The following is a 15,264-nucleotide window of genomic DNA, read 5'->3' on the forward strand; positions in this document are numbered from 1 at the left end:
CAGACCCACCTGCGCCAGACCCACCCACGCCGAAGGCGCCTGCGGAGGAGTCCCTCGCGAATTAGGTAGTGCCTACCGATGCGCCCGCATCGACCCGGTTCCTAAGCTTGAAGTCGCCGGGATTCGGACCCGACCCGAACGGGTCCGAACCCGGCGACAGGCACCAAGGTACGCGATGTTCCACACAACGTGTCAATCGTGGCGGCGCGTCGTGCTGCAATCCGCAACGTTCTTGCGTGTGCGACAGCCGATGCCGAACGCCGAGCAGCTCAGAGCAGCTCGCTGAGCTCCGACCGCGCGTGCAGGTCCCACTTCGCGAAGACACGGGACAGGTGCGCGTCGATCGTCCGCGTCGAGAGCCCGAGGGACTCCGCGATCCGCCGGTTGCTCAGCCCCTGCGCGGCGAGCTCGGCGACCTCGTACTCACGCTTCGTCAGCGGCGGCTTCGAGCGCCCGGCGGCCACCGAGACCCCGTGCGCCGCGAGCACGCCCTGCGCCGCGATCACCCGCGTGCGGTCGTCGGCACGAACGGCGTCGGCGTACTCGATCACGGCGGCGGCGAGTGGTCCGTCGACGCGGGTGGCGGCGTCGCGCATCCGCTCGAGCGAGCCGGTCGAGTCGCGCCCCTGCGACATGCCGACCGCGTGGTGCAGGGCGTACCCGTACATCACGTGCGTCCACGAGCCGTTGGCCGTGCTGCGTTCGATGATCTCGTCGGCGTGCTGCAGCCCGGCCGGGTTGCCGAGCACGGCCTCGGTCCAGGCGATCGACACGGCGACCTGTTCGCCGGTGATCCGCATCGCCCGCTGTGGGGTGGTCCGGGCCCGTTCGAGCGCACCGGAGGCTGCTTCCGGGCGTCCTGCGTAGGCGTGCGCCAGGGCCAGACGTGCCCAGGGGTAGGCCGCGAACCCGCCGTGGTCGGCGATGTCGTACCGTTCGCACGCCGCCGAGAACGCGGCGACGGCGTCGTCCCAGCGGCGCTGCGCGATCGCGAGGTTGCCCTGGCCGATGAGCTCGAGCGTGAAGTCGTACTTCAGGTAGGGGCTGGACCGGCCCGCCGGCACCTCGATGATCAGGTCGTCCAGGTCGCCGCGCCACATCTGCACCTGGTGCAGGACGGAGGAGTTCTCGCCGACGCTCCAGGGCGCTGCCTCGACGTGCGCCACGGCGGTGGCCAGGGCGCGGTGGCCGAGCGCGGACGCGTCGTCCAGTCGGCCGGCGGTCGCCAGCGCCATCACGGCGCAGGGTGCGACGGCGAGGAACGACATCGGCATCGTCGGGGCGTCCACGATGCCGCTGCGCTCGATCTCGGCCCGGACCTCGGCGAAGTCCCCGCCCCAGCCCTGGTGCGCCATCCGGAGCAGCCGCAGCCGTTCGACGGCCTCGTCGGACACCACCAGGCGCGTGGCGGCATCGGTCAGGGCGACCGCCGCCGCGACGTCGTCGTCGTGGAACTGGCCGATGTTCGCCAGGGTCTCGCACGCTTCGATGACGGCCTCGTCGGTGACGTCGCCGACGTGTCGCTTCGCCACGCCCCAGGCGGCTTCGGCGTCGGCGCGGCCGGCTTCACGGCCGTCCGAGTACGAGTACGCCAGCGAGCGGAGACAGTGCGCCGCGACCTGTTCGGTGGGGGTGAGCGTCGTGCGGAGCGCTGCCGAGGCCAGGGCGATCCCGCTCTCGTGCTCCTGCAGCCGCACGGCGACCTGCGCCGCGTCGAGCAGCTGGTCGACCGACGGCAGGACCCCGCACTCGAGCGACCACAGCGCGGCACGCAGCCGTGCGGCGGGCGGTGCACCCTCGGGCCGGTCGGTGCGGAACGCGTTGGCGCGCGCGAAGAGTGCCGTGCGCCGGGCCACCGGCACCAGGGTCCGGATGACCTCGCCGACGAGCGGGTGTGACGGCCGGACGACCGCGGCGCCGTCCTCGAGCGAGTCGATGCGGACCAGGCCGAGCGCGACGACGCGGTCGACGTCCCCGCCGGTGACCAGGCCGAGCAGGCGCGCGAGCGGGATCGGGTCGGCGAGGGCGACGATGTCGACGACGTCGCGCAGGTCCTCCGGCAGCGACCCGAGCTCCGTGCGGTACATGTCGGCGAGGCTGTCCGACGCGGTCACCCGTCCGCGCCAGTACCACCCGGTCGCGGTGTGGTCGAGGGCACCGGAGACCCGCGCCGCGCGGACCACCTCGCGCAGGTACAGCGGGTTGCCGGCGGTGGCACGGTGGACGCGCTCGGCCGAGGCGTTCTCGAGCGGCGAGCCCAGTGCCTCGGCGACGAGCGCCGCGGTCTCGTGCAGCGCCAGGGGCTGCAGGTCGATGCGCTCGAGCAGGTCGTCCTGCCACAGCGCGCGGAGCGGCTCGGGGAGCGCCGTGAAGTCGCGGCAGGTCAGGACGAGCCGGGCGCCCTGCCGGCGGACCAGCCAGGCGACGTACCGCGCGGAGATCGCGTCGAGGTGGTCGGCGTCGTCGACGCGGAGCAGGACGTCGCGGTCGACGAGGTCCTCGATCGCCCGGAGGCGTTGCTCGGCACCGGTGTCGTCGGACAGCTCCGAGATGGACGCCGGCAGCTCGCCGAAACGCTCGGCGACGGCGCCGAAGGGCATCGACCGGCTCGCGGCGACCGCCGTGATCGGCACGACGACGGTACGGCCGGTGCCGTCGCGACCGGCGACGCGGTCGGTGACCCGCGCCGCGGCGGTGCTCTTGCCGATGCCGGGGGCACCGACGAGCGCGACGCTCCACCGGTGCTCGGCGACGACGGCGACGGCGCGGTCCTCCTCGACGCGCTGTGCGACGGGCCAGGCCACGCGGGCGGGGGCGGTCGGTCGGCGTCGGCGGGCGGGTGCGGTTCGTTCACGCATCCGACACACCTCCTCCGCTTGGGATACCGACCAGTAGCGACCATCCTCTCCCGGATCAGTCGCCGCGCACAGGCCGCGGGACGTCCCACAGTGGGGGACAATGGACGGGTGAGCAACACCGATCAGCCCGACGAGCAGCCGCTCCCCACGCCGGCGCCGGCTCCCAGCGCGGTCGCCAGCCCCGACGAGGTCACCATCCGCCGTGCACCGAAGTTCGGCGTGTTCATCGTCGGCGGTGCCGTGCTCGGATTCCTCGCGACCCTCGTCGTGGTCGCCCTCACCATGAACCTCGGTGGTCAGCGGGACCAGACCAGCTTCGGCAGCCTGGTCGGCTACTTCAGCCTGTGGGGCGTCACGATCGGCGCCTTCATCGGTGCGGTCGTCGCCGTCGTGTTCGACCGGGTCTACGCCCGGCGGTCGGCCCGCCTGACGGCGGAGCGCGTCGAGGTCGAGCTGCCGCCCGAGACGGTCGACGGTGAGCTCGACGACCACGGTGACCAGCGGCCGTAGCCGCTCCCGATCAACGGACTGGAGGCCCGGTGCCAGCTGGCACCGTCCCTCCAGGCTCGGCCGTCACCCCGCTGGCGCGGTGCGCCGGTACCGGCTGGTGGGGCCCACCTCCCGTCCGTCTGGTGGTCGCGATCGCGACCCCCACTCAGCTGAGCTGGTTGGCCTCGACCCAGGACAGGTACTCCGGGCTCACGGTGCCCGTGACGTACTCGCCCGTGAAGCAGCTCATCTCGAGGTCGGTCACGTCGGAGCCCTCGATGATGGCGTCCCGCATGTCCCCGACCTCCTGGTAGATCAGGTGGTCGCTGCCGAGCACACGGTTGATCTCCGGGATCTTCCGGTCGTGCGCGATGAGCTCCGCGCGCGTCGGCATGTTGATGCCGTAGACGTGCGGGAACCGGACAGGGGGAGCGGCGCTCGTGAACGTGACCTCGTTCGCGCCGGCGGCCCGGGCCATCTCGACGATCTCGCGGCTCGTGGTGCCGCGGACGATCGAGTCGTCGACGATCAGGATGTTCTTGCCCTTGAACTCGGACGACATCGCGTTGAGCTTCTGGCGTACCGAACGCTTGCGCTCCGCCTGCCCCGGCATGATGAAGGTGCGGCCGACGTAGCGGTTCTTGTAGAAGCCCTCGCGGTACTCGATGCCGAGCTTCCGGGCGACCTGCATGGCTGCCGGACGGCTCGAGTCCGGGATCGGCATGACCACGTCGATGTCACCGGTCGGCGCGTACTGCTCGATGGTGTCGGCGAGACGGTTGCCGAGGCGCAGACGCGCGTCGTAGACCGAGATGCCGTTCATCACCGAGTCCGGACGTGCCAGGTAGACGTACTCGAACGAGCACGGCACCAGGCGCGGGTTCTTCGCGCACTGGCGGGCGTGCATCTGGCCGTTCATCTCGATGAAGACGGCCTCGCCCGGGGCGATGTCGCGGACGATCTCGTACCCGCCGGACTCGAGCACGAGCGACTCGCTCGCGACGACCCACTCCGGCTGCCCGGCCTCGTCGAACTTGTGGCCGAGGATCAGCGGGCGGATGCCGAACGGGTCGCGGAAGGCCAGCAGCCCGTGCCCGGCGATGGTCGCGATCGTGGCGTAGGAGCCCTCGACCCGCTCGTGCACGCGCTCGACGGCGTCGAAGACCTGACCCGGGTCGAGGTTCGCACCGCGGACCTGGCCCTGCAGCTCGTGCGCCAGCACGTTCACCAGGAGCTCGGTGTCGCTCGTCGTGTTCAGGTGGCGACGGTCGATGTCGAACAGTTCACGCGTGAGTTCCCGCGTGTTGGTGAGGTTGCCGTTGTGGACGAGGACGATGCCGTACGGCGCGTTCACGTAGAACGGCTGGGCCTCTTCCTCGTTCGTCGCGGCGCCCTTGGTGGCGTAGCGGACGTGTCCGAGCCCCATGGTGCCGAGGAGGGCACGCATGTCGCGGGTGCGGAACGCCTCACGCACGTGGCCGCGGGTCTTGTGCATGTGGTGCACGTGACCCTCGACCGTGGCGATGCCCGTCGAGTCCTGCCCGCGGTGCTGCAGGAGGAGCAGTGCGTCGTAGATGGATTGGTTGGCGGGGCCCTGCGCAACAAGGCCGACGATGCCGCACATTCGCGGGTGTGCTCCAGACCGTAGAATCGGGGGGTACCGAACAAGTCTGCCATGTCACCGCGAAGGACTCCGCATGCCCAACCCGTACGCCGAAGCCGGAGTGGACACCGCTGCCGGTGACCTGGCCGTCGAACTGATGAAGTCCGCGGTCGCGGCCACCCACAACGCCTCGGTCCTCGGTGGCGTCGGCGGGTTCGCCGGGCTCTACGACGTGTCGTTCCTGAAGGACTTCTCACACCCGTTGCTCGCGACCTCGACCGACGGCGTCGGCACCAAGGTCGCCATCGCCCAGGCGATCGACAAGCACGACACCATCGGGCAGGACCTGGTCGGCATGGTCGTCGACGACATCGTCGTGGTCGGCGCGAAGCCGCTGTTCATGACCGACTACATCGCCTGCGGTCGCGTGGTGCCCGGCCGGATCGCCGACATCGTCGCCGGCATCGCCCGCGGCTGCTCGGAGACCGGCACCGCCCTGGTCGGCGGCGAGACCGCCGAGCACCCGGGGCTGCTCGGCCCGGACGACTACGACGTGGCCGGTGCGGCGACGGGTGTCGTCGAGGCCGACGCGCAGCTCGGAGCGCACCTGGTGCAGGACGGCGACGTGGTCCTGGCGATCGAGTCGTCGGGCCTGCACTCGAACGGCTACTCGCTCGTGCGGCACATCCTGTCGTCGCGGGGCGTCGGCTTCACGGACCAGCTGCCCGAGCTGAGCGGCGTCGGGTTCGGCGGCGCGGTCTCCGTCGGCGAAGCCCTGCTCGAGCCGACCCGCCTGTACACCGCACCGCTCCTGGCGCTGCTCGAGCAGCACCCGGGTGCGGTGCACTCGCTCTCGCACGTGACCGGTGGTGGCATCGCCGCGAACCTGGCGCGCGTGCTGCCCGTCGGCTCCTGGGTCGAGGTCGAGCGTTCCACCTGGCAGCCGCTCCCCGTCTTCCGGGTCCTGGCTGACATGGCCGGCACCCCGATCGAGGACACCGAGGGCACCTGGAACCTGGGCATCGGCATGTTCGCCGTCGTCTCGGCCGGGGCCGCTGCCGAGGTCATCGCCTCGCTCGGTGCCGCCGGCATGCCCACGTGGCCCGTCGGCACGATCGCCACGTCCGCGCGGGACCTGACCGGGTTCGAGCAGGGCGCCAAGGGTGTCGACGGCGGCGCGGTCCGGCTCGTCGGGAGCTACGCGGGCTGACCCGCTCGGTGGCTCCGTGCCGTGCCGTGCCTTGCCGTGGTGCGTGCGGTGAGTGGTCACGAACCGTCGTTCGGCGGGCCGGCAACCGACGGTTTATGACCACTCGGCGTCATGCACGCGGGGAGTCGTGACCACTCGAGGCCGGGAGTCGGGCGCGGCACCGGGCGTGGGACCGGGACGTGTGGCGAGCGCGGGCTGCCCTCTGCCCCCTGCCGCCGGCGTGGGTGTGCCGGGACTCGCCGTGGTGCGTGCGGTGAGTGGTCACGAACCGTCGTCCGGCGGGCCTGCAACCGACGGCTTGAGACCACTCGGCGTCATGCCCGCGGGGAGTCGTGACCACTCGAGCAAGGGAAGCGGGCGCGCCGAGAGGCGTCTGGACGCACTCGGCGTCTGGACACGCCCAGTGTCCGGGAACGCGGAAACGCCGCGCTGCCCGAGGGCTGCGCGGCGTGACTGCGAGAGAGGTCAGGCGGACTTGTTCTGGTCTGCCTGGGTCTCGAACTCGTCTTCGTCTTCCGCCGGTTCCGGACCGTACTGGTCCGCCCAACGGTCGACGTAGTTCTCGTCGGAGTGTTGTCCGGCGGAGAGCTCCTGCTCGAGCGCACCGTAGTTCGTCTGCGGGCTGAAGTACTTCAGCTCACGGGCGACCTTGGTGTGCTTCGCCTTCTGACGGCCGCGCCCCATGCGTGACCCCCTCGTTCGGCTCTGGTCCGGTCCTGGCGAATGACGGAGGATCACTCGGGGAACCAGACGGTTCGTGGTTTGAAATCTGCCGATCACTCTACCATGTACCTCGATCTGGACGTCGCGCGACGGCTGGCCCGCACAGCAGAATCGAAGTGATGACGGAACCCCTCGAGACCCCGGTCGACCAGCACACCCGCGTGGTGGTGATCGGTGCGGGGCAGGCGGGGCTCTCGGTGGGATACCACCTGCGTCGCCTCGGGCTCGTTCCGGGCAGCGACCTGTTGATCCTCGACCGCGCGCCGAGCACCGGTGGGGCGTGGCAGTTCCGGTGGGAGGCGCTGCGGCTCGGAGCGGCGCACCGGGTGCACGACCTGCCCGGCATGCGCGCGATGGGCCTGGAGTTCGACGACGCCGACCGGTCACGACCCGCGCGGGACGTCGTCGGGGAGTACTACCGACGCTTCGAGCAGCACTACGACCTGCGGGTCCGGCGCCCGGTCTCGGTGACGTCCGTCTCGCGCATCGACGGCGACGACGGCGTGGCGGGCGGCGCTCCGGCGGACGGCGGCCTGTGCGTCACGACCCGGAGCGCCGACGGCACCGTCACGCGCATCCGTGCCGAGGTCGTGGTGAACGCGTCCGGCACGTGGGGCACCCCGTTCGTGCCGTGGTACCCGGGGCGCGACGTGTTCCGCGGGCGGCAGGTCGACACGACCGAGTACCGCAGCGCCAGCGAGTTCGCCCGCCAGGACGTCGTGGTGGTGGGCGGTGGGACGAGCGCGATCGGGTTCCTGCTCGAGCTCGACGGCGTCGCCCGCTCGACGCGGTGGTTCACCCGGCGCCCGATGGTCTGGGCCGGGACCGCGTCGCTCGACGTCGAGTCCGCGGTGGCCGCCGTCGACGAACAGGACCGGGCCGCCCGCGCTGGCGAGGTCCTGCCGAGCATCGTCAGCGGCACCGGGGTCCCGGTGTCGCGACGGATCCGTGCCGGCATCGACCGTGGCGTGCTGCGTGACGAGCCGATGTTCACGCGGATGGACGAGACCGGCGTGTGGACCGCGGACGGCACCCACGTACACGCCGACGCGGTCATCTGGGCGACGGGGTTCCGGGCCGACCTGCGGCACCTCGCGCCGCTGCACCTGCGGACCACGGCGGGCGGGGTGGTGGTCGAGGACGGCCGGTCAGCCGAGGAGCCGCGGTTGTTCCTGGCCGGCTACGGTCCCCAGGCGTCGACCATCGGTGCGAACCGGGCCGGACGACGCACCGCCCGCCAGGTCATGGACGCGCTGGCGGGCTGAACGGCCACGCGGCCCCTCGCACGGTGCGAGGGGCCGCGTGAACGGTGCGAGGTTCCGTTCCCGGTGCGGGCCTCTTGAGCTCGCACGGGCGACGGAACCTCGCACCGGACGAGCCGAAGCGCGCGGCTCAGGCGGGCAGGGGCTCCTCGACGCCACGACGACGGCGCGACGACTTGAGCACCAGGGCATCGAGCGAGAACCGTCCGGGCCCGGTCAGCGCCACGGCGAGCGACGCCACCGCGAGGACGAGCACGTACTCGAACCCGCCGTCCTGCGAGTAGAAGCCGGCGGTGCCGTGGGCCAGGAACCCGGCGACGACCATGTCGACGGCCAGCAGCACGCCGACGACGCGGGTCGCGACGCCGAGCACGAGCAGGATGCCGCCGACGAGCTCGAGGCCGGCGACGAGGGGTGCTGCGACCTCGGCGAGGGGGACGCCCATGCCCGAGAAGCCCTGCACCACGTTGGGGATGCCCTGGGAGAACTTCTGGGCGCCGTGGGCGATGAACACCACCCCGAGGACGATGCGGAGCGCGGTCAGGCCGATAAAGGTCGATGTCGTTCGCATGGCCACGAAGGTAGCCGGTGACGCGTCATCGATCGTCCTCGAACAGGGGACTGACCGCGCTTCGCCAGAACATGCCCAGAGCATGCCCAGACAGCGGTCCGCCGAAGGGCGGACTGCTTCTCAGGAATCGGCGCCGCGGCCGGTCTGCTGCTGGAGGCGGTCGATGTGCTCCGACGCCTGCGCCTTGGTGAGGTCGGCGGGGAGTTCCTCGCCGGCTTCACGGGCCAGGGTGTCGAGGTAGCTGCGCTGCGGTCCGGTCATCGGCTCGTCGCCGGTGACCCACTGCTCGGGGTCCTTGCTCGCGTCGGTGGAGGGGTCGGGTCGGGGGCCGCCGAGGGTCTCGCCCTGGATCGGTGCGTCCGGGGTCTGCTGCTGGTCGCGGTCTGCGTCACTCATGTCCGCGACGGTACGCCGCACCCCCGTCACGACACGCAGCAGCGGCGTCCCCCGAAGCGGCACAGCGGCTCAGCGCGCACAACGGCACAGCGGCACGCATCCGCACCGAAGCGGCTCAGACCGCGGTCGCCGCGTACCGCACCAGGTCGGCCCCGACGGCACTCGTGGCGATCGGCACGACGCGGTCGTCCCGCCGGATCCAGATGGTCGCCGCACGCTCGTCGATCCGGTCGACCTCGTGCAGCTCGCCGTCGAGCAGCACCGACGCCGTGACCCGGACGTGCCCGCTCGCCGGACGCGGCGGTACCCCGACCACGTCGTCGCCGTACGCCGGGTGCTCGCCGGGCTGCAGGAACGGTGACACCGGTGCGGTGACGACCTCGAGTCCCTCGTCGACCGCGGTCACCGCCACCAGGCGGACGGCCTGGTCGGTCGGCAGCGGCACGTCGACGACGGGCTCGGCGGTGGGCCCGGCCAGTGCGCGGAAGGCGGGGCGACCGTCGGGGGCGAGGTGGGCCTCCAGGCCGTCGATCCGGACGCGACCGCGCCCACGGGAGTCGGCGTAGACGCCGGGCTCGATGCCGGACTGCCGCGCCTCGAGCCGGGTGAGGACGACGCGGTCCGGGCGGTACCAGTCGCGGAGCGCGGCCGGGTCCACCCAGCCGACGCTCGGGACGCCGCGGGAGAGCGCGGCGGACTCGTCGGCGGCGCGCTCGTCGCGCGCGCCGAGGGGGTGCTCGCCGCGCACGGCGACGAGTCCCTCGAGCGGGCTGCCGGCCGGCGGTTCGTGGTCGAGCACCTCGACGCGCTTCGAGACCTTGCCGCCGTGTCCGTCGAACGTGGCGAACGTCCGCAGGTCACTGATGGTCATGGGGCCACATGCTACGACTCGTCGGCTCCCCGTCGCGGCGGCGAGGGCACGAGGGCGTGGATCTCGCCCGTGCAGAGTGCGGGGTCGATGCCCTCGGCGGGGCCGGCGGGCCGGGTCGCGCGGCGCGGCTGGATGCTGTTGCGCTCGGCGGACCGGAGCAGGCGGTCCTCGGCCGAAGCCGAAGCCGAGGCCGCGGCCTCGGCCGACGAACCGGGCTGCGCCGGGCGGCGGAGCGGGGGCCGGACGGGCTCGCCGCGGCGCTCCTGGCCGGGCAGCGGGCGGGATCGGCGGCCGTACAGCAGCTCGGACGAGTCGAGCAGCCACGGCACCAGGGCCACGGTGACACCGTGCACGAGCAGCAGCTTCTTGCGGATGCGTCGGCCGCGGTGGTTGTGGAGCAGGCCCTCCCACCAGTGCCCGACGATGAAGATCGGGGTGTAGACGGTGACGACCTCGGAGCCGTGCTCGGCCCGGTGTGCCTTGATGTACTTGATCAGGGGCATCGAGATGTCGCGGTACGGGCTCGGCACGATCGTCAGCGGCACCTGGATGCCGTACTCCGCCCACTGGTCGCGCAGGCGCTGGGACTCGACGTCGTCGATCGCGACGTGCACCGCCTCGATGCTCGCGTGCTCAGCGGCGACCGCGTAGTCGAGCGCCTTGAGCACGGGCTTCTGCAGCTTGTTCACCAGGACGATCGCGTGGTCGCCGGTGGCGCCGAACTTCGTCTCGACGTCGGCCTCGATCTCGTGCGAGACGTCGCGGTAGTAGCGGTTCACGCCGAGCATGAGCACGTACAGCACCGGCATGATCAGGAACACGAGCCAGGCGCCGTGGGTGAACTTCGTGATCGTGACGATGACGAGCACCACGAGGGTGAAGGTCGCACCGATCGCGTTGATCGTGCGGGAGCGGACGACCTGCCCGCGGTTCACGGGTGGCTCGCCGTCGGCGGCGGGCGCCCCGTCCCGGTCCCGATCGGCGCGCAGCAGTCGTGTCCAGTGCACGACCATGCCCGTCTGTCCGAGCGTGAACGACACGAAGACACCGATGATGTAGAGCTGGATGAGGCTCGTGACGTTCGCCCGGTAGACCACGAGCAGCGCCGCGGCGACGAGGGCCAGGACGATGACGCCGTTCGAGTAGATGAGCCGGTCGCCGCGGGTCGAGAGCGCCTTCGGGGCGTACGAGTCGCGCGCCAGGATCGAGCCGAGCAGCGGGAACCCGTTGAAGGCCGTGTTCGCCGCGAGGAGCAGGACCGCGGCCGTCGTCGCCTGGATCACGAAGAACAGCACCGAGTTGTTGCCGAAGGTCGCGGCTGCGATCTGCGCGATGAGCGAGCGCTGCGGCGTGGTGGCGCAGTTCGCGAAGCCCTGCAGGTCGCAGGCGCGCTCGGCGTAGTGCACGTGCGACACGAGCGCCAGGGTGATGAGCCCGATGAACAGGACGATCGCGATGCCGCCCATCGCGACCAGGGTGGCCTGCGCGTTCTTGATCTTCGGACGGCGGAACGCCTGCACGCCGTTCGCGATGGCCTCGACGCCGGTCAGGGCCGAGCAGCCCGAGGCGAAGGCGCGGAGGAGCAGCAGGATGAACGCCGCCTGCGTGGTGTGCTCCACGTTCTGCACGGTGTACGCCGCGGACTCGGCGACCGGGGCGTTGCCGGCGGCGACCCGGACGAGCCCGGTCACGACCATCACGAAGACGCTCGCCACGAACAGGTAGGTGGGGATCGCGAAGGCCTTGCTCGACTCCCGCACGCCACGCAGGTTCGCGGCGGCGAGCAGCACGACGAACAGCAGGGCGAGCTCGACACGGAAGTGGTCGAGCATCGGGAGCGCCGAGATGATGTTGTCGACACCGGAGGCGACCGACACGGCCACCGTCATCACGTAGTCGACGAGGAGCGCGCTCGCGACGACGAGCCCGGCCTTCTCACCGAGGTTCCGGTGCGCCACCTCGTAGTCGCCACCACCCGACGGGTACGCCTTGATGAGCTGCCGGTACGAGGCGACGACGACCACGAGCAGCAGCACGACGAGTGCGGCGACCCACGGCGCGAACGTCAGGAAGGCCATGCCGCCGAGCAGCAGGATCATCAGCAGTTCCTGCGGCGCGTACGCGACAGAGGACAGCGGGTCACTCGCGAAGATCGGCAGGGCCAGGTGCTTCGGGAGGAGCTGTCCTTCGAGCTTCTCAGAGGGGAGGGGATCCCCGATCAGTCGTGCTTTCAACGACCGGATCTCGTTCGTCACGAGCGGCAAACCTACTCAGTTCCGGGCGCGAGTCAACACGGTTCGCCTGCCGCATATTCCCGGCTGCCCACCGGTGCTCCACCCAGGGGATCGCGCACCCCGTGTGGTTGACGCAGCGTCAAGCATTACAGTCGCCACCATGAGCGCATCGACAGGCCCGGACGAACCAGCTGCGAAAGCTCCCCACGTCATCACCGAGGTGGCGCGTTCCGCCGGTGTCTCGAGTCGGACCCTTCGGCACTACGAGGCCGTCGGACTGCTGCCGGCCACCGCCGTCGGCGCGGGTGGGCTGCGGCGCTACGACGACCGTGCGCTCGTCCGACTGCAGCGCATCCTGCTGCTGCGCGGGCTCGGACTCGGACTGCCCGAGATCGCGCGGCGGCTCGACGACGAGGGTGACGACGTCGCAGCGCTCGCGGCGCACCTGCGGTGGCTCGAGCACGAACGCGACCGCCTGGCCCGCCAGCTCGCGACCGTGCGCACCACCGTGGCGCGCGTCGAGCACGGGGAGGGTCTGACTGCCGGCGACGCGTTCGCCGGCTTCCCGCCGACGCGGCTCCCGGGTCACTGAGGCGCCGGCCGCGCCCCCGCACGCGGCGGGCCGACAGGCGGTGCGGACGACGGACGGGAGGCCCGTGGTCGCGACCGCCTGTCGGCCGCTGGCCGTCAGAGCGACTTGCGCAGGGCCTCCAGGCCGTCACGCAGACGCGTCACGGTGTCCGCGCCGAGTGTGCCGCGGGTCGCCCGACGGCGCAGGTCCGCACGCACCTGCTGCCGGAACGACGACAGGGCCATCTCGAGCTCGCGCAGGGCGCGGGCGCTGTCCGACGGCACGGACACGGGCTCCTCGGCGGAACCCGTCGCCGGGCTCTCGGCGGCGGCGGCCAGGTCGGCACGGAGCGAGCGCATGGCCTCGCCGACCGAAGCGCGCACGCCATCGGCCAACGACTTCACCGAGTCGCTCACGCCGGACTCGACCGCCGCGATCTCGTCGGCACGCGCCGCGAGCTCGGCACGGCCGGCGTCCGTGATCGCGTAGACGGTCTTGCGGCCGTCAGCGGTCTTGGTGACCAGGCCGTCGTCCTCGAGCTTCGCGAGCCGGGGGTACACGGTGCCGGCGCTCGGCACGTAGGTGCCGCCGAAGCGGTCGCCGAGTGCCTGGATGAGCTCGTAGCCGTGCATCGGGTGGTCGGCCAGCAGGACGAGCAGGTAGAGGCGCAGGTGGCCGTGGGCGAAGACGGGGCTCATTCGGGCACCTCGCTCTCGTTCGTCGGGGTGGTCGACGGGGTGGTCGGTGTCGTCGGGGGCGTCGGCTCGGCGACCGGCGGGGCGTGCAGCACCGCGATGTCGCCGGAGACGGAGTTCACCCGCAGGTCGAGCCACTGGCCGGACAGTTCGCCGCCCTGCTTGACGTACGAACCGCGCACTCCGCGGATCTCGGCGTCGTCGAACTGCAGCTTGCCGGTCGCGGTGTTCACCGTGCACTTGTAGGCGACGCCGTCCGCCAGGCGGACGCTCACCGACCCGGACACCGTGTTGACGCGGGCGGACTCGGGGACCCCGTGCAGGTCGAGCACGACGTCGGCCGAGACACCGTCGGCCTGGAACCGCGGGATCTCGCCGGTGGCCACGACGTCGCCGGAGACGGTGTGCACCGCGAGCGCGCCATCGAGGTCGCGGATCGTGGTGGCGCCCGAGACGGCGTTGACCGTGACGTCACCCGCGACACCGTCGACGACCAGGTCGCCGGACACCGTGTTGAGGGTGGCTCCGCGGTTCGTGCCGGACAGCAGCGCACCGGCCGAGACGACACCGAGCGTGATGCCGGCGTCGCGGGGGACCAGGATGCTGACGTCGGCGTGGGCCTTGCCGCGGAAGGACTTCAGGAACCCGATGGGGTCGTCCCACCGGACCTGGGGGTGGTCGACGGTCAGGGTGTCGCCGTCGACCTCGATGAGCATCTGCTTGCCGGACACGCTGTGGATCTCGACCCGGGCCGTGGGTTCGTCGTGTGCGACGACGTCCACCTGCCCGCCGACGAGGCCGACACGCACGGTGCGCACGATGCCGGTGTCGATGACCTTGGGCTCGTCGACGAGCCACTTCTCCTGCGCCATGTTGCCTCCTGAAACTCGCGATGTATCGCGTCTGTGGAGGTCACGCTATATCGCGTTCCCCACGGCCGCAAGGGGTCGCACGCGATCGCCGGGCGATCGCCGGTCGATCGCCGGTCGAGCGCCGGGCGATCGCTCGGGCGATCGTGAGCAGGAATGGTCGGGTCGGCGCCGTGGACCCGACCATTCCTGCTCACGAAGCGGGCGTGGCGGGGGTGGGGCGGGCCTCCAGGGCGGGTGTGACGGCGGGTGCAGTGACGTCCCGCGCTGCGGCCGTGCGCTCGGGGCTCCACGGGAACCGGCGGAAGTGCGGCATGAGCGGCTGGACCATCGGGCCGATCGCGAACGCCGCGATGACGGTGCCGGCACCGACGTCCCCGCCGAGGACCCACCCGACGATCACCACGGTGACCTCGACCAGGGTCCGTGCGAGCCAGATCGGCCAGCCGAGCCGCTGGTGCAGGCCGACCATCAGGCCGTCCCGCGCCCCGGTGCCGAACCCCGCACCGATGTAGAACGCCGTCGCGACCGCGAGCAGCACGAGTCCCGCGGCGAACAGCCCGATCCGGGCGACGATCCCCGACGGCTCCGGCACCAGCCAGAGCACCAGGTCGGCACTCGGCCCGATCGCCAGGGCGTTCAGCAGCGTCCCGATGCCCGGCTTCTGGCGCAGCGGGATCCACAGCAGCAGGATGACGCCGCTCGACACGACCGTGATGACGCCGAACGACCACGGCACGACGTTCTCGAGCCCCTGGGTCAGCACGGTCCACGAGCTCACGCCGACCACCGCTCGGACCTGCAGTGCGGTCGAGGCGCCGTAGAGGAACAGTCCGACGAAGAGCTGGACGAAGCGCAGGGTGAGAGCGGTGCGGCGGAGCATGTGGCCATCGTCCCGACAGATTGGCCTGC

Annotated in this window: 14 protein-coding genes; 4 read left to right on the plus strand and 10 right to left on the minus strand. The window is 71.6% G+C overall.

The annotated features are described in order from the left end of the window. Positions 1 to 269 precede the first annotated feature (269 nt). Entirely contained in the window at positions 270 to 2,858 is a 2,589-nt protein-coding gene (locus FFG40_RS05975) for a LuxR C-terminal-related transcriptional regulator (RefSeq protein WP_143882745.1), read from the minus strand. A 108-nt stretch (positions 2,859 to 2,966) separates the two neighbouring features. On the opposite strand from FFG40_RS05975, the gene FFG40_RS05980 reads away from it, so the two are divergent. Next, positions 2,967 to 3,368 (plus strand): hypothetical protein, encoded by a 402-nt coding sequence (locus FFG40_RS05980; RefSeq protein WP_051596625.1) that lies wholly within the window; start codon positions 2,967 to 2,969, stop codon positions 3,366 to 3,368. Positions 3,369 to 3,513: 145 nt separating this feature from the next. Here the strand turns inward: FFG40_RS05980 and purF are convergent, their stop codons facing one another. Further along, entirely contained in the window at positions 3,514 to 4,971 is a 1,458-nt protein-coding gene (gene purF, locus FFG40_RS05985; protein WP_027465037.1) for an amidophosphoribosyltransferase, read from the minus strand. 73 nt (positions 4,972 to 5,044) lie between these two features. On the opposite strand from purF, the gene purM reads away from it, so the two are divergent. Continuing rightward, on the plus strand, positions 5,045 to 6,160 hold the full coding sequence (gene purM, locus FFG40_RS05990) for a phosphoribosylformylglycinamidine cyclo-ligase (RefSeq protein ID WP_138802581.1): 1,116 nt from the start codon (positions 5,045 to 5,047) through the stop codon (positions 6,158 to 6,160). Between the two features lie 465 nt (positions 6,161 to 6,625). On the opposite strand, the gene FFG40_RS05995 is transcribed toward purM, so the two are convergent. After that, positions 6,626 to 6,844, minus strand: coding sequence for a DUF3073 domain-containing protein (locus tag FFG40_RS05995; protein ID WP_017886249.1), 219 nt, complete (start codon positions 6,842 to 6,844; stop codon positions 6,626 to 6,628). A 158-nt stretch (positions 6,845 to 7,002) separates the two neighbouring features. Between FFG40_RS05995 and FFG40_RS06000 the strand changes: the two genes are divergently transcribed. Further along, the gene (locus FFG40_RS06000) at positions 7,003 to 8,148 is read left to right on the plus strand and encodes an NAD(P)-binding domain-containing protein (RefSeq protein ID WP_138802582.1); all 1,146 of its coding nucleotides are present in this window, start codon (positions 7,003 to 7,005) and stop codon (positions 8,146 to 8,148) included. Between the two features lie 127 nt (positions 8,149 to 8,275). Here FFG40_RS06000 and FFG40_RS06005 read toward each other — a convergent pair whose 3' ends face one another. The 4 genes from FFG40_RS06005 to FFG40_RS06020 all read right to left on the minus strand — a co-directional run bounded on the left by FFG40_RS06005 (position 8,276) and on the right by FFG40_RS06020 (position 12,247). Continuing rightward, positions 8,276 to 8,716: a DoxX family protein gene (locus tag FFG40_RS06005; protein ID WP_138802583.1), complete on the minus strand. Its 441-nt coding sequence runs from the start codon at positions 8,714 to 8,716 to the stop codon at positions 8,276 to 8,278. A gap of 120 nt (positions 8,717 to 8,836) precedes the next feature. Next, on the minus strand, positions 8,837 to 9,112 hold the full coding sequence (locus FFG40_RS06010; protein ID WP_017886246.1) for a DUF3072 domain-containing protein: 276 nt from the start codon (positions 9,110 to 9,112) through the stop codon (positions 8,837 to 8,839). A 115-nt stretch (positions 9,113 to 9,227) separates the two neighbouring features. Then, positions 9,228 to 9,983 (minus strand): hypothetical protein, encoded by a 756-nt coding sequence (locus FFG40_RS06015; RefSeq protein ID WP_138802584.1) that lies wholly within the window; start codon positions 9,981 to 9,983, stop codon positions 9,228 to 9,230. Between the two features lie 11 nt (positions 9,984 to 9,994). Further along, the gene (locus FFG40_RS06020) at positions 9,995 to 12,247 is read right to left on the minus strand and encodes an APC family permease (protein WP_138802585.1); all 2,253 of its coding nucleotides are present in this window, start codon (positions 12,245 to 12,247) and stop codon (positions 9,995 to 9,997) included. Between the two features lie 130 nt (positions 12,248 to 12,377). On the opposite strand from FFG40_RS06020, the gene FFG40_RS06025 reads away from it, so the two are divergent. Next, positions 12,378 to 12,809: a MerR family transcriptional regulator gene (locus FFG40_RS06025; RefSeq protein WP_138802586.1), complete on the plus strand. Its 432-nt coding sequence runs from the start codon at positions 12,378 to 12,380 to the stop codon at positions 12,807 to 12,809. 95 nt (positions 12,810 to 12,904) lie between these two features. Here FFG40_RS06025 and FFG40_RS06030 read toward each other — a convergent pair whose 3' ends face one another. The 3 genes from FFG40_RS06030 to FFG40_RS06040 all read right to left on the minus strand — a co-directional run bounded on the left by FFG40_RS06030 (position 12,905) and on the right by FFG40_RS06040 (position 15,235). Further along, positions 12,905 to 13,486, minus strand: coding sequence for a PadR family transcriptional regulator (locus tag FFG40_RS06030; protein WP_027465044.1), 582 nt, complete (start codon positions 13,484 to 13,486; stop codon positions 12,905 to 12,907). Continuing rightward, a complete protein-coding gene (locus FFG40_RS06035; RefSeq protein ID WP_111056845.1) occupies positions 13,483 to 14,355 on the minus strand; it encodes a DUF4097 family beta strand repeat-containing protein in 873 nt (290 codons plus the stop codon). The genes FFG40_RS06030 and FFG40_RS06035 overlap by 4 nt, the downstream gene beginning before the upstream one ends. A gap of 190 nt (positions 14,356 to 14,545) precedes the next feature. Continuing rightward, on the minus strand, positions 14,546 to 15,235 hold the full coding sequence (locus FFG40_RS06040; RefSeq protein WP_138802587.1) for a YitT family protein: 690 nt from the start codon (positions 15,233 to 15,235) through the stop codon (positions 14,546 to 14,548). Positions 15,236 to 15,264 lie beyond the last annotated feature (29 nt).

Origin of the sequence: Curtobacterium sp. KBS0715, from assembly GCF_005938005.2 — a bacterium.
Taxonomy (GTDB): Bacteria; Actinomycetota; Actinomycetes; order Actinomycetales; family Microbacteriaceae; genus Curtobacterium; species Curtobacterium flaccumfaciens.

Coding starts and splice junctions, on each gene's coding strand:
- FFG40_RS05975 (WP_143882745.1), bottom strand. CDS start 2,858: ATGCGTGAACGAACCGCACCCGCCCGCCGACGCCGACCGACCGCCCCC.
- purF (WP_027465037.1), bottom strand. CDS start 4,971: ATGTGCGGCATCGTCGGCCTTGTTGCGCAGGGCCCCGCCAACCAATCC.
- purM (WP_138802581.1), top strand. CDS start 5,045: ATGCCCAACCCGTACGCCGAAGCCGGAGTGGACACCGCTGCCGGTGAC.
- FFG40_RS05995 (WP_017886249.1), bottom strand. CDS start 6,844: ATGGGGCGCGGCCGTCAGAAGGCGAAGCACACCAAGGTCGCCCGTGAG.
- FFG40_RS06000 (WP_138802582.1), top strand. CDS start 7,003: ATGACGGAACCCCTCGAGACCCCGGTCGACCAGCACACCCGCGTGGTG.
- FFG40_RS06005 (WP_138802583.1), bottom strand. CDS start 8,716: ATGCGAACGACATCGACCTTTATCGGCCTGACCGCGCTCCGCATCGTC.
- FFG40_RS06010 (WP_017886246.1), bottom strand. CDS start 9,112: ATGAGTGACGCAGACCGCGACCAGCAGCAGACCCCGGACGCACCGATC.
- FFG40_RS06015 (WP_138802584.1), bottom strand. CDS start 9,983: ATGACCATCAGTGACCTGCGGACGTTCGCCACGTTCGACGGACACGGC.
- FFG40_RS06025 (WP_138802586.1), top strand. CDS start 12,378: ATGAGCGCATCGACAGGCCCGGACGAACCAGCTGCGAAAGCTCCCCAC.
- FFG40_RS06030 (WP_027465044.1), bottom strand. CDS start 13,486: ATGAGCCCCGTCTTCGCCCACGGCCACCTGCGCCTCTACCTGCTCGTC.
- FFG40_RS06035 (WP_111056845.1), bottom strand. CDS start 14,355: ATGGCGCAGGAGAAGTGGCTCGTCGACGAGCCCAAGGTCATCGACACC.
- FFG40_RS06040 (WP_138802587.1), bottom strand. CDS start 15,235: ATGCTCCGCCGCACCGCTCTCACCCTGCGCTTCGTCCAGCTCTTCGTC.